Source organism: Fibrobacter sp. UWB11 (assembly GCF_900143015.1).
Lineage (GTDB): Bacteria > Fibrobacterota > Fibrobacteria > Fibrobacterales > Fibrobacteraceae > Fibrobacter.
Genome location: NZ_FSRT01000001.1, coordinates 1,177,831 through 1,190,228 on the forward strand (window position 1 = coordinate 1,177,831; position 12,398 = coordinate 1,190,228).

Genomic DNA, 12,398 nt, shown 5'->3' on the forward strand with positions numbered 1-12,398 from the left:
TATGCCTAGATAGACAAAATGAACTCCGTTTCCGACAAGCTTGTGTTCTTTGTAATTCTTTTCACTGTTTGAATAGATTTTATGTCCATCGCGATACGCTTCAACAAAAGACTGGTATGTCTTAAAACGAAGTACCGGATTGTAGGGGATTTCGTTAGTAAGAGTTCTTCTTAAAATGAGCGAGTCCCCTCGGACGACTTTATCGTTTATTACGTATGTTTCGGTGGATTGTATTTGAGTTGTGTCTCCATGGTAAATGAGAGTCCAACCATGGTTTAGCTTGATTACGGAATCGTAGACGCCCAGTTGACGTATCGTAAAAACAGCAAGGCTAATAAGAACTATCAGCAGTACTGTTACTAAACTTGCAAAAAACTTTGGGCGTCTATCTAGCATAATCTATATAAATATAGTTCACTTTTCGCTCAAAATCAAAAAAATGGCGGCTCAAGTCCGCCATTCTCGGTTGCAAATCCTTTTGTAAAAGAATTTATACGTTGTACTTCTTTATCACCACAATGCCGTTGTGGCCGCCAAAGCCAAGCGAGGCCGATACGGCAACATCGATGTTCCCTTCAACGCCCTTGTGCGGCACGTAGTCGAGGTCGCATTCTGCGTCCGGGTTGTCGAGGTTGATGGTGGCGGGGTAGAACGAATCGCGAATAGCAAGCGTACTGATCATTGCTTCGATAACGCCTGCCGCACCGACGCAGTGGCCGGTCATGCTCTTGGTGCTAGAGACCTTGATCTTGTAGGCATGTTCGCCGAGCGCAATTTTCAGCATCTGCGTTTCGGTGAGGTCGTTCAAGTGCGTCGAAGTGCCGTGGGCATTGTAGTAGTCCACGTCGGTCGGGGCGATGCCGGCGTCTTTCAAAGCCTTGATCATTGCCTTGGCGCAGGTTTCTCCACCCGGGCGCGGACTTGTGATGTGGTAGGCGTCGGCAGAAGAACCGTAACCGGCGACTTCGGCGTAAATCTTTGCACCGCGGGCCTTGGCGTGTTCGAGTTCTTCGAGCACGAGGATGGCACCTGCTTCACCCATCACGAATCCACTGCGGTCTTTGTCGAAGGGGCGGGATGCTTTTTCGGGTGCGTCGTTGAACTTGTCGGTAAGGGCGTGCATGCCCGCAAAGCTCTTGATGGAGTAGTCCGTGATGGCACTTTCGGAACCGCCGGCGAGGCAGACGTCCAGTCGACCCGAGCGGACGGCGTCAAGGGCAACGCCGATGGCGTCCGTGCCGGAGGCACAGGCGGTACAAACGGTGTGTGCTGAACCCGTGATGCCAAGGGCGATGGAAACGTTTGCGCAAGCTTCGTTTGCAATGAGTTCGGGCATGGCGAGCGGCGAAACACGACGGCGGCCACCTTCGAGATACTTGCAATAAGTTTCTTCGACAACGTCCATGCCGGCAAGGCCGTTACCGGCGACAATGCCTGTGGTGTCCTCGGCGAGCATTTCTCGGCTGAGGCTTGCGTCCTTGACTGCTTCGTTTGCGGCGGCGACGAGGAATTGCGTGAAGCGGGCCATGCGGCGGGCTTCCTTCGGGTCGATGCCGTGTTCTTCGGGCTTAAAATCCTTGACTTCTGCAGCGATTTTCACCGGGCAGTTCGTTGCATCGAACAATGTGATGGGGCCGATGCCGCACTTGCCTTGCTTGATGGATGCCCAAAGTTCGGGGGCGGACTTGCCTACGGGGGTCACCGCGCCCATACCAGTAATAACAACTCTTCTTCTATTCGTCATATAGGACTAAGATAGCTTTTTTGGAATGGTAATTGTAATTATATAGGGGTATAATAGGATATATTTGCTTTTTCTATATTTACAATGTCATCCCCGACTTGTTCGGGGATCGCCATACACAGTATTTATTATTGATACTTTTTTGGTGGCATAAAACATTTTGAATGAGGTCTATGGCATGATCGTCTCTTGGATGACAACGAATAAGTGTAACTTGACGTGCAAACACTGCTATCAGGATGCTGGCGAAAATAAATCAGCCGAACTCACGACTTCAGAAGCGATCAAGCTCATTGACGAAATAGCCAAGGCCGGATTCAAGATTATGATTTTCAGCGGTGGCGAACCTATGACACGCCCGGATATCGTGGAACTTGTGGCCCATGCCCGCGAACGCGGACTCCGCCCGGTTTTTGGCACGAACGGAACGCTTATCACGCACGACCTCGCGTTCAAGCTCAAGAATGCTGGGGCTATGGCAATGGGTATCAGCGTCGATAGCATTGACCCGGCTCGTCATAACGATTTTCGCGGTCTCCCGAACGCGTTTGAACTCACGTTGATGGGTATTGAAAACTGCAAGGCGGCGGGCCTCCCGTTCCAAATTCACACGACTATCATGGACTGGAACCAGAACGAAATCTTCGACATCATGGACTGGGTCAAGGAAATTGGAGCAGTGAACCACCAGATTTTCTTCCTCATTCCGGTGGGTCGTGGCAAGGAAATCGAAGGTCATGCGCTCCGCGTTGCTGAATACGAAGGCCTCCTCCGCAAGATTATGGAAAAGAGCCGCACGCTCGGAATTCCAGTGAAGCCCACATGCGCTCCGCAGTTCCTCCGCATTGCAGACCAACTCGACATCAAGACGCGTTACAGCCGTGGTTGCCTTGCGGGCCTTGACTACTGTATCGTAAGCCCGATCGGCAAGGTTCGCCCTTGCGCTTACATGATGGAAGAAGCGGGCGATGTTCACGACACGCCGTTCGATGAAATCTGGGCGAATGCCGACGTGTTCAAGAAGCTTCGCACCAAGGCGTATGCTGGAGCATGTGGCAAGTGCAAATTCAATGACCGCTGTGGCGGTTGCCGTGCCCGTGCCGCTTACTACCACGACGGCGACTACATGCAAGAAGATAGCTACTGCGCTTACGGAAGAGGGTTGAAGTAAGTATGAACAACGTAACAGACGGCGGTGCGAATTTCTCGTCTGATGATGTTCGTTTCATGCGTATGGCACTTCGCCAGGCGCAGATTGCTTTTGACATGAAAGAAATCCCCATCGGTTGCGTCATCGTAAAAGACGGAGTCGTGATAGGGAAGGGCTACAATCAAGTCGAACAGCTCAAGGACGCCACTGCTCATGCAGAAATCATTGCGATAGGCACGGCTGCAAGCACGCTCGATAACTGGCGTTTGGACGGCTGCACGCTTTACGTGACGCTTGAACCGTGCCCCATGTGCGCAGGAGCTATCCTCAACAGTCGCGTTTCCCGCATTGTCTACGGTTCCCCAGACTCTCGTTTTGGCGGTTGCGGCACGACAATTGATGTCATTACCGGCAATGCCCTCAAGCGCGCCGTAGAAGTTACGGGTGGCGTTCTCGCTGATGAATGCCTCGGCCTCCTGAAAGGCTTTTTCCAGCAGATGCGCCTTGAAAAAGGTGATACTGGCGCGAAACCACCTACTCCGTAACATTTTTTACTTAAATTTAAGGCATGAATTTTATCAAGTTTGGCGCTTTTTCGGCGCTCTCTGTTGCTTTATTGACTCTTTGCTCCTGCGAACGGAACGAGATACATCTTGCTTTTAACACGCAGACTGTTGCCCCGCAGTCGTTCGTTCTCGAATCTACGTTGAATGCGAGCCTGCCGGGGGATTCTGTGAATGTTCCCGAATCCATGCGTACGCATGTGAGTGTCCGTAGTACAATGAGTCTACTCATGTCTTACGATAACGGTTCTGGACGCTTCGAGATGAAAATTGATTCTGTCGATTACACAAGCGACAAACGCTCCGTCGATGAATTCCGTAATATCGAAAAGTACCTTTCCATTCAGAATTTCCAGTTCAAGCTCAATCACGATGGAATCATTACCGATCCGACCATCGAAAATGCAATGGACATGCCTTCCGAAGACGAACTTAATTTGATTCCGCTTTTCCTCAAGGCTCAACCGTTGCTCCCTGAAAAGCCGGTTAAACTTGGAGAATCCTGGGAACGCCAGATGCCGATTTTTGGCAAGGGTAATAGTTCCACGACTGTCTACAAGACATTCACATTGCAAGATGTGTATTTGCAAGACGGTGTGCGCATGGCGAAAATTCACATGGGCATGAAGTATTTGGAACTTCCAGATACAACCTCGAATTTGCAGTTGAAAAGTAGCGACTACGTTGTGGGCGATGGAATGGTTCTCTTTGATGTAACTCATGGAACGATTGCTTCTGCAGAAATGAATATTGTCGCCGTTCTTGATGTGTGTGACCTCGTTGCAGGCGACACGCTCCCGAGCTTGAATGTCAATCAGAAAATCACTTTGAGGAACCAGCAATGATTCGTAGCTTTGTGCGCTCCTCGATTTTAACAGTCCTTGCCGCTAGTGCAGTCTTTGCTTCGGGCATGCCGTTCCCGGTTGCAGAAAATGGCAAAGTCCTTTTGAAAGAAAAAGACAGTCCTTATGTGCTCGAACAGGGCGTGGTTGTCGGCGAAAAAGATTCTTTAGTCATTGAACCGGGTGTGACCGTTCTTATGGGTGAGTTTGCAAAACTCATGATCCAAGGGACGATTAAAATTGCGGGCACGAATGACAAGCCTGTTGTTTTTAGCGGTGCGGATTCCGTTGCGAACTGGAATGGTTTTCACATCATGTCTAGCGCGCGTCCTTTTGAAATCAAGAATCTGACTGTCGAAAACGCGTTCCGCAATACGATTTTCCGTTCTAGCGGTACGCTTGAAAACGTAAGTTTTTTCAATAACTATTATGGTTTGTGGGTCGATGAAAGCCCCGATGTCACTTTAGTACATTGCACTTTCGCACACAACCGCTATGCGATTTCCGTGAGGGCTGGTCGTGTCGTTTCGAATGGCTCGAATGTCTCTGAAAACGTTTATGGACTTTATCTCGAATCTGGTGGAAAACTCGATGGCGATACGGACTTGATCCGTAACAATCAGGAATCTGATATTCGCAGTGAAGCCGCAGACTTGAAGTTGAGTAAAAAGCGTGTTCGCCGTAATGTGTGGCATAATATCGAGTCGCGTTTTTAAGGGGTAGTCGTGGAAGAAGCTTTTCGTAGAGCCATACGTAAGATGACAGGTGCAAGCGTACGCTTGGCCGTTCGTCCGAATCGCTCGGCTATCGTCGCAACGCTTTCTCAGTCCATGATGGTCACGTGGTCTATTGCGCTCTTTGAACATCTCGATGCGATGCTCAACAATCCGAACGCCAATGTGGGTAGCTCCGAACTGATTTCGTTCAGCGAATCCGCCTGGAAACTTTGTGAGTCCGGATTCCCGCAAATTTTCAAGGATTGCGAAAAACTTTATAGCGAGTTCCGCGCCAAGTGGATCCAGCGATTCTCGACTGACGAAGTTTTACGCCTCCTGCTCGAAGGCGGCGATTTCCTGGTGCATGACGAAGAAAAGGGTTGGGCTTTAACAGTCAAGAATAACAAGCAGGACATCAACAACTTTTACTCGGCAACGATTCACTTGCTTGTAAGCGATGCAGAACCGCTGTTCGTGCGTATGCATGGCCGCGTGATGCAGTTGCAAGAAAAACTTTGCAAGTATTGGCTTTCCGAAAGCGCTGTAGATCCGGTGTCCAAGCTTTTGCCGTGCCTAGAGGCTTCGCTTCGCGAAAAAGAAAACGCGATGGTCGTTTCGCTACGTACATCGTTGAACTCTCTTGCAAAAAAGCGTTTTGCGGCGGCATTTTCCTCAAAAGGTCCGGTGCGCTATTATTCGTCCGCGATGTCTTGTGCAAGGAATGTGGGGCGTTTTTGGAACCCGCATTACGCATACGAAAATTGCTTTTTGGCATTCACGGATGACTTTTGCGATTACGCGCAAGGCCTTACAACGCAAATTATTGAATGGTACCAAAGTAAGTGGTCCCTTTTCCTTCGCGGGTTCTCTCGCGGTCAGTTAAACTTGTTTGAAACAGTCGCTCCTTATCAAGCGCAGAATGTGTAGGTAAAAAATGAAAAATGCATTCAATACGATTCTTGTTTTAACGGTGGTGGGTTTTGCAACCCTTATCGTAGGTGCTCTTTACTTTGGCGCACCTGCATTCGGTTGGATAATCATGATCGCCATTATGGCTGTTTACCTGGTCGAACAGCTTTCTGCCATCCGTAAGATGAAGCAGATTATTGCTGAAAACGATATTATTGATGCTTGTGAAAGCGAAAACGTTTATCCTGAATTGGATAGTGGTGTAGTCGGCAAGCGCATTGAAATGGCAAAGCGCCTCTTGCAAAAGAATATCCGCTTGGATTCTCCGATTGCTTTTGAAGTGCTTACTTCCGGTTCTTCGATTCCGCTCAACCGCAGCGTAGGTTCGACGGTTATTCTCCTCGGCCTTATGGGTACGTTCTTCGGCCTTATGCAGTCTGTGGCAACAGCCGGTGGTGCCATTGACAATTCAACGACGCAAGGGACGCTTGATACAATCCAGGTGCTTTTCCAGAACATGAAGGGCATTTTTGGCACTAGCCTTTGTGGCTTGTTTGCCGCCTTGATTCTGAGTGCAAGCCGCACAGTGCTCAGCTCCAAGCGCGATGAATTTATGGCTCATCTCGATGCCTTTACGCTTGATATGCAGGATTCTGTGAGCGAAAAGGGCGCTATCGAAGAAGACAAGAGCGAACTTGAACGCCTCTTTGATTCTGTGGAAAAGAACTTGTCTGTGATAGCTTCTTCTGTGCAAGAAGGCTTGGCTGGCGTTGTTTCCATGGTTGGCGAAGAACTCTCTGCCATGACATCGAAACTCAACCAAGATGTCGTGGATTCCGTCCAGAAGGTTTCTTCTGAAATGACTTCTTCTATCAAGACTGTCAATGATTCCTTGGCTCAGTCTGTTGCTAACATGAATGAATCTGCCCAGAAGTTTGGTGAACTTGTCGGTGCTTCTGTAACGGATGCCTTCAAGCCGATTAATGAAAATATCGGTGCTCTTTCTGCTTCTGTCGAATCGATTCCTTCTAAGCTGGATGAAAAACTCAATGGCATTTCTAACGCTTTGAATGTTGGCCTCGATGGTATTTCTTCTGGCGTGAAAACTTCGCTCGAAAGCGTGGCTTCTGACGTCAAGGCGGGTCTTGATGGCGTTGCTTCCGATGTTAAGGCCGGTCTTCAGGATGTGGCGAAGGGCACGATGGATGTGGCATACCTTACTAAGGATGCTATGGACGAAGCTTCTAAGAGCATTGGTGATTCTGTTGCCGAACAGGTCAAGCAGTCCAGCGAACAGTGGACGAACTTTATGCAGCGTCTCGAATCTGAAACGACTGCCAACGTGGATTCCCAGCGCGAAGGCCTCGAAACGCTCAAGAGCGTTGCTCTTCAAGTTGCCGAAAAAGCTCAAGCCGGTTCTGCAGAACTCTCCCAGAACGTCTCCGAAAAGCTCGGAGCCCTTTCTTCCGACATTCTCGGTGCATTCCAGAAACTTTCCGAAACCTCCAGCGTTCTTTTGGAAGCGCAAAAGGCTCTCACCGAAAGTATCGACAACCGCGTGGTCAAGGAAAAAGAAGCCACGGACGCTCTTGGCGGAAACATCGTGGAAACCGCAGAACTTATGCGCGTGAACCAGTCCGAACTCAGCGCCAACCTCGAAATGTTGCGTAGCGGTCTCGAAACGATTCTCGAAAAGCTCTCCGGCGATACCGCAGAACACGAAGAAGAAGACAACTTTGTCGAACACCTCAACCAGTCTCTCGAAGCCTTCCACGAACGCGCCAGCGAAGTGCTCATGGAAAATGCAGTCAAGACTCAAGAAATCTTGCTCGAAGTTCTCGAACAGACACAGCGTTCTGCAATCCCTGCTCAACCTAAAGCTGAAGGTTAATCATGCGTCGCAATAGAGACGAAAATAGCAATCCATGGATGGCGTACACGGACTTGGGCGTGGCCCTCGTTTCGCTCTTTATCCTTGCGTTTGTGGCCATGGCGACCCTCAAGGAACAAAAAGCGGAAGACCTGACGCGTACCGAAGAAGAAGTGCTCAGCTGCCAGGAACAGATGCGCAAAATCGCAGCAGAACGCAATGCGCTTTTGTCCAAGAGCTTGCAGACTTCCATCGAAGCGGGCCTCATTGGTCTTGAAGATGGTAAGATCCAAATTCAGGCGAGTTTCCTTTTCCCGATTAACGGTGCAAATCTCACCAAGGAAGGTGAGGGCGTGATTCGCGGCATCAGCAAGGGTCTTTTGGAAGCTTTGGATACCACAGATGTTATCATGGTGAGCGGCTTTACGGACGATATTCCGTTTAGCGGTTCGACATCCTATACGAACTGGAACCTTTCTACAGAACGCGCCGTGAACGTGGTCAAGATGCTCGTGAAAATGGGCTTCCCGCCCGACAGGCTCTTTGCCGCAGGCTTTGGCGAACACCGCCCGAAGTACCCGAACGATAGCGAAGAACATCGCCGTTTGAATCGTCGCGTGGAAATCGGCGTGACCCCGCTCCAGTCGAACAAAACAGCTGAGGTGACTCGCTAATGGAAGAGCTCGCCGAAAAGCTATCCGTAATCAAGGAAAGTATCGATGCCATTCGCAAGACTGGCAAGCTTTCGCATTGGCGGATGGTTTATGCGGATACGCTTTACACGCGTGCCCAGGAATATGTGGCGGTGGATCGTTACCCCGAAGCAAAACTTGTCGCTCAAAAGCTGGACCGCTGGATTCAAGCCCACAAGCCTGCTCTCGAGACGAACAAGGGTGATGCACGCCCGCCGATGATTTTCTGGAATGCGGATCTGCTGAACAATATTGTTAAACGCATCCGTTCGACGCTTGATGCAAAGAAAATGCTCGTGCCGTCTACGGAACGCGATTCCATCAATCGCCGTTTGAACATTGTTGATGATTGGATTAAAAAAGGCGACTTCCTTGTAGCTCACGATGAACTTTTGGCTCTCCGCAGTGCCTTGATTGCGCGTCTCCGCCGCAGTTACCGCGCCCGCATTGTCGCATCGTCTGCGTACAGCGGTGGCTACGTTCAGCCGGCGGGTTCGACTGTGGGCCTTTACAACTCGCTCCACACGCTCGAAGAAACATTCCATATTGTAGGCGAACACGACCCAATCTGGATCGAAGACTTCCTCGAAATTTACAACGATTTGTTTAGAATCGTGGATCGCTTAGTACCGCAAGAAAAAAAATAATGTAGATTAATTCATAGTTAGTTGTTTACAAAGGATTAACTATGGTTTCCAATTCTAATAAGTTTTTTCTTTTAGGGGCGCTGATGTCCGTAAGCGCTTTTGTGGGTTGTTCGAGTGAAGATAAAGTGTTGTACACGGGGTATGAATCAAGCGAAATAAAAGATGGTAAGCTAGTCGATTCCCGTGATGGCAACGAGTATGGTGTTGCATATTTGGGTGGCATGTATTGGATGACTGAAAATCTTCGTTATGCCGATAGCAGCATCACTGAAGCACTTAAGGGAAATTCCTGGTGTTTAGAAAACGACAAAAAAGAATGTGAAAAGCTTGGCCGTCTGTATTCCTGGAAAGCCGCTCGAGAAGCGTGCCCCGTTGGCTGGGAACTCCCGACTTCTCAAAATTGGAATCAATTACTTTCGTATATCGACGTTCACAATGGTAGCGAAGGCGTTGGAACAAGTTTGAAGTCTCTTGAAGGCTGGGATGAAGATGTTGCTTCTCCAACAAATCGTTTTGGCTTTAATGCGCTTGCCGCTGGTCGCCGAAACAATGATGGTGAGACTTTTATGAGCAAAGGGAAAAATGCTTTCTTCTGGAGCTCAAACAACAAGGATGATGGAACGGCCTATGGATGGAATCTGCGCAATGATAACGATTTGCTCCAAGAAGGTTATTTTTACAAGGATCACGGTCTCTCCGTTCGTTGCGTTGCAAAAGATGGAAGTGTTAAGGTCTCTGGTTCTTTAGATTCATCCTATATCGAAAAAATTCCTCATAATTACGGTACTTTAAAATACAAAGACGTAACTTATAGAACCGTAAAAATTGAGGGCTTAGAATGGATGGCTGACAACCTCAATTTTGAAGCAGAGGGGAGCCATTGCTATAATGATGACAAGGATAATTGCAAAGAATTTGGTCGTCTCTATTCATTTGAAACGGCGCAAAAGGTTTGTCCGGAAGGCTGGCATTTACCCACGTCTAGTGATATCACTGTTTTGCTGAATTACGATTCGTCTAGCAGAAATTTACGTTCTAAGACAGGCTGGACTAGCAATACATCGACAGGACTTAATTTCTGGGGCTTTGATGCCAAGGCTGCTGGCGGTAAAGAAAATGGCGATTACTTTGATTTGAAAATGAGCGCATATTTTTGGATTGACGCAAAGGTGGGGGACGATGCTTCAGCATTGTGGATCAATTACTATCAAGATCAACCGTCCCAAGTCAAGCGCAATGCAAAGAATGAATTCTCTGTCCGCTGCGTAAAAGACTAATAATTATTTACTTGAATAACAAAAAAAGAGGCCTCTACGGTCTCTTTTTTGCATTGTCACCCTGAGCAACGCGAAGGGCCTAGTCAATTCTTGTATAGCAGTCATCCCGGACTCCGTTCCGGGATCACCTTTCGCAGTACCTTTTACTTCTTGAGCTTCTTGAGGAGTGCTGCAGCCTTCGTGAACTGCTGCTTCACGGACTTCGGACCCGTACCGCCTTCAATGTTACGCTTGCTTACGCTGTATTCGAACGTAAGCGTCTTCTTCATCTTGGCGACGTCCGGGACGCCTGCGGCGGCCCAAGCCTCGTCAGAAAGTTCCGTGAACTGCTTGCCTGCACGTGCTGCATCGCCGACGAGGCTTCCCACGACGTGGTGGGCGTCGCGGAACGGAACGCCTGCTTCCACGAGCAAGTCTGCAAGGTCTGTTGCAAGGAGAGCTGGGAGCATCTTGGCGTGCATCGTTTCGAAGTTGAAACGAGCCGTTTCCAAAGCTTCCTTCATCACGCGGAGAATCACCTTCACGTTGTGGACGCTGTCAAAGACCGGTTCCTTGTCTTCTTGCAAGTCGCGGCTGTAGCTGAGCGGAGCGCCCTTCACGAGCGTGTAGAGTGCGGTGAAGTTTCCGAGCATGCGGCCAGACTTTCCGCGGATAAGTTCCATGGAGTCCGGATTCTTCTTCTGCGGCATCATCGAAGAACCGCTGGAGAATGCATCGTGCAAGGTGAGGTAGCCAAATTCGCTAGAGCTCCAGTTCACAAAGTCTTCGGCATAACGGCTCATCGTGTTCGCGATGATGGCGAGGTCTGCGTTGAATTCGAGCATCATGTCGCGATGGCTTACAGCATCAATGCTGTTCGGGCTCACGTCCTTGAAACCGAGTGCTTCAGCAACGAGTGCGCGGTGGTACGGGAATGCAGAACCAGCCATAGCGCCACTGCCAAGCGGGAGCTGGCTATGCAATTCGAGGAAGTTGTCGAGGCGCTTCACGTCACGGCTCACGGCAAAGAACATGCTCATGAGGTAATGGCTAAAGTAAATCGGCTGTGCCTGTTGCAAGTGCGTGTAACCCGGCATCATCTTGCCAAAGTATTTCTTGGCAAGATCCAAAACCGTTTCCATAAGTTCCACTTCGAGGGCGCGGATTTCTGCAGCGCGGTGACGCATGTAAAGCTTAAAGTCCGTGCAGACCTGGTCATTGCGGCTACGGCCCGTGTGAATTTTCTTGCCGAGAGCGCCGATGCGTTCGGTAAGCACTCGTTCTACGGCCATGTGGATGTCTTCGTCGCTATCGCACCAGAGGTTCTTACCGGCGTGGTAGTCGTCGAGAATGCTCTTGAGGCCATCGCAAATCTTCTTATAATCAGCCTTCGAAAGAACTCCAGATTCAACAAGACCCTTGCCGTGTCCGATGCTCCCTTCGATATCTTCTTCGATGAGTTCTGCATCAAACTGCAAGCTGAAACTTAAATCGACCATGCTCTGGGCCATGCCGCTAGCAAAACGACCGGTCCACATGTTAGTCTGGGTATCTTTCTTCTTAGCCATTATAAACCTCAATTAAAAAGCCGTGAAAATCGGCAGGAATTCCACGGCAAAAGATAAAAAATTTTTTAGTCCCAGGGGCTCTTATCCCAAGAACTCTTGTGTACGGGTTTCTGTTTTTCGCGAGAGACGTCCGCCTTTTTTGTCTTTCGAGCATTTTCTTTCATGCATGTTTTCAAGTCTTCTGTGCGTTTTTCTCCAATCGCAAAACAAAGTGTTTCAACTTCTAGGTCTCGCGTGTATTTAGTACGGGCGACTTCGTACCCATCAACAAAAAATTCAAAGAACCCGTGTTTCATACCGCGGCTGCAGCGGCCTGTGGCGGTAACAGCCTGCTTGAATTCATCGACAAAATACCAATTTGCTTGTTCCATGTGCAAACCCGTGCAATTATAGGGTTGGTGTTGGTCGGCTTCTGTTTGAAATTTTTGATAAGATGAGCAT

The 12,398-nt window shown here is 49.1% G+C and carries 12 protein-coding genes; 9 read left to right on the forward strand and 3 right to left on the reverse strand.

Annotated features, from left to right (window positions below; translation table 11 throughout):
• Window positions 1–490: 490 nt before the first annotated feature.
• Window positions 491–1,744 carry a beta-ketoacyl-ACP synthase II gene (gene fabF / locus BUQ91_RS05050; RefSeq protein WP_074208380.1) on the reverse strand — a complete coding sequence of 418 codons (1,254 nt, stop codon included), beginning with the start codon at window positions 1,742–1,744 and terminating at the stop codon, window positions 491–493.
• 178 nt (window positions 1,745–1,922) lie between these two features.
• Between fabF and nirJ2 the strand changes: the two genes are divergently transcribed.
• From nirJ2 to BUQ91_RS05095, 9 genes are all read left to right on the forward strand, one after another.
• Window positions 1,923–2,915, forward strand: a complete 993-nt coding sequence (gene nirJ2, locus BUQ91_RS05055; protein WP_074208381.1) for a putative heme d1 biosynthesis radical SAM protein NirJ2 — start codon at window positions 1,923–1,925, stop codon at window positions 2,913–2,915.
• 2 nt (window positions 2,916–2,917) lie between these two features.
• Window positions 2,918–3,439, forward strand: coding sequence for a tRNA adenosine(34) deaminase TadA (gene tadA, locus BUQ91_RS05060; protein ID WP_074208382.1), 522 nt, complete (start codon window positions 2,918–2,920; stop codon window positions 3,437–3,439).
• 23 nt (window positions 3,440–3,462) lie between these two features.
• Complete coding sequence (locus BUQ91_RS05065; protein WP_072828800.1) at window positions 3,463–4,302, forward strand: hypothetical protein; 840 nt, start codon at window positions 3,463–3,465, stop codon at window positions 4,300–4,302.
• Window positions 4,299–5,015, forward strand: a complete 717-nt coding sequence (locus BUQ91_RS05070; protein ID WP_254842249.1) for a right-handed parallel beta-helix repeat-containing protein — start codon at window positions 4,299–4,301, stop codon at window positions 5,013–5,015. The genes BUQ91_RS05065 and BUQ91_RS05070 overlap by 4 nt, the downstream gene beginning before the upstream one ends.
• A gap of 9 nt (window positions 5,016–5,024) precedes the next feature.
• Window positions 5,025–5,942 carry a hypothetical protein gene (locus BUQ91_RS05075; RefSeq protein ID WP_072828799.1) on the forward strand — a complete coding sequence of 306 codons (918 nt, stop codon included), beginning with the start codon at window positions 5,025–5,027 and terminating at the stop codon, window positions 5,940–5,942.
• 7 nt (window positions 5,943–5,949) lie between these two features.
• Window positions 5,950–7,815, forward strand: a complete 1,866-nt coding sequence (locus BUQ91_RS05080) for a fimbrial protein (RefSeq protein WP_074208383.1) — start codon at window positions 5,950–5,952, stop codon at window positions 7,813–7,815.
• Window positions 7,816–7,817: 2 nt separating this feature from the next.
• Window positions 7,818–8,468: an OmpA/MotB family protein gene (locus BUQ91_RS05085; protein WP_074208384.1), complete on the forward strand. Its 651-nt coding sequence runs from the start codon at window positions 7,818–7,820 to the stop codon at window positions 8,466–8,468.
• Complete coding sequence (locus BUQ91_RS05090) at window positions 8,468–9,133, forward strand: hypothetical protein (protein ID WP_074208385.1); 666 nt, start codon at window positions 8,468–8,470, stop codon at window positions 9,131–9,133. Before BUQ91_RS05085 ends, BUQ91_RS05090 begins: the two co-directional genes overlap by 1 nt.
• An 83-nt stretch (window positions 9,134–9,216) precedes the next feature.
• Window positions 9,217–10,410, forward strand: coding sequence for an FISUMP domain-containing protein (locus BUQ91_RS05095; protein WP_254794413.1), 1,194 nt, complete (start codon window positions 9,217–9,219; stop codon window positions 10,408–10,410).
• Window positions 10,411–10,553: 143 nt separating this feature from the next.
• Here the strand turns inward: BUQ91_RS05095 and argH are convergent, their stop codons facing one another.
• Window positions 10,554–11,957, reverse strand: a complete 1,404-nt coding sequence (argH, locus tag BUQ91_RS05100) for an argininosuccinate lyase (RefSeq protein WP_074208386.1) — start codon at window positions 11,955–11,957, stop codon at window positions 10,554–10,556.
• 65 nt (window positions 11,958–12,022) lie between these two features.
• On the reverse strand, window positions 12,023–12,328 hold the full coding sequence (locus BUQ91_RS05105; RefSeq protein WP_072828784.1) for a hypothetical protein: 306 nt from the start codon (window positions 12,326–12,328) through the stop codon (window positions 12,023–12,025).
• Window positions 12,329–12,398: the final 70 nt, after the last annotated feature.

Excerpts from the sequence above, each read along its gene's own strand:
- BUQ91_RS05085 (WP_074208384.1), top strand. The coding sequence starts at position 7,818 with ATGCGTCGCAATAGAGACGAAAATAGCAATCCATGGATGGCGTACACG.
- fabF (WP_074208380.1), bottom strand. The coding sequence starts at position 1,744 with ATGACGAATAGAAGAAGAGTTGTTATTACTGGTATGGGCGCGGTGACC.
- BUQ91_RS05065 (WP_072828800.1), top strand. The coding sequence starts at position 3,463 with ATGAATTTTATCAAGTTTGGCGCTTTTTCGGCGCTCTCTGTTGCTTTA.
- nirJ2 (WP_074208381.1), top strand. The coding sequence starts at position 1,923 with ATGATCGTCTCTTGGATGACAACGAATAAGTGTAACTTGACGTGCAAA.
- tadA (WP_074208382.1), top strand. The coding sequence starts at position 2,918 with ATGAACAACGTAACAGACGGCGGTGCGAATTTCTCGTCTGATGATGTT.
- BUQ91_RS05090 (WP_074208385.1), top strand. The coding sequence starts at position 8,468 with ATGGAAGAGCTCGCCGAAAAGCTATCCGTAATCAAGGAAAGTATCGAT.
- BUQ91_RS05080 (WP_074208383.1), top strand. The coding sequence starts at position 5,950 with ATGAAAAATGCATTCAATACGATTCTTGTTTTAACGGTGGTGGGTTTT.
- BUQ91_RS05070 (WP_254842249.1), top strand. The coding sequence starts at position 4,299 with ATGATTCGTAGCTTTGTGCGCTCCTCGATTTTAACAGTCCTTGCCGCT.
- BUQ91_RS05095 (WP_254794413.1), top strand. The coding sequence starts at position 9,217 with ATGTCCGTAAGCGCTTTTGTGGGTTGTTCGAGTGAAGATAAAGTGTTG.
- BUQ91_RS05105 (WP_072828784.1), bottom strand. The coding sequence starts at position 12,328 with ATGGAACAAGCAAATTGGTATTTTGTCGATGAATTCAAGCAGGCTGTT.
- argH (WP_074208386.1), bottom strand. The coding sequence starts at position 11,957 with ATGGCTAAGAAGAAAGATACCCAGACTAACATGTGGACCGGTCGTTTT.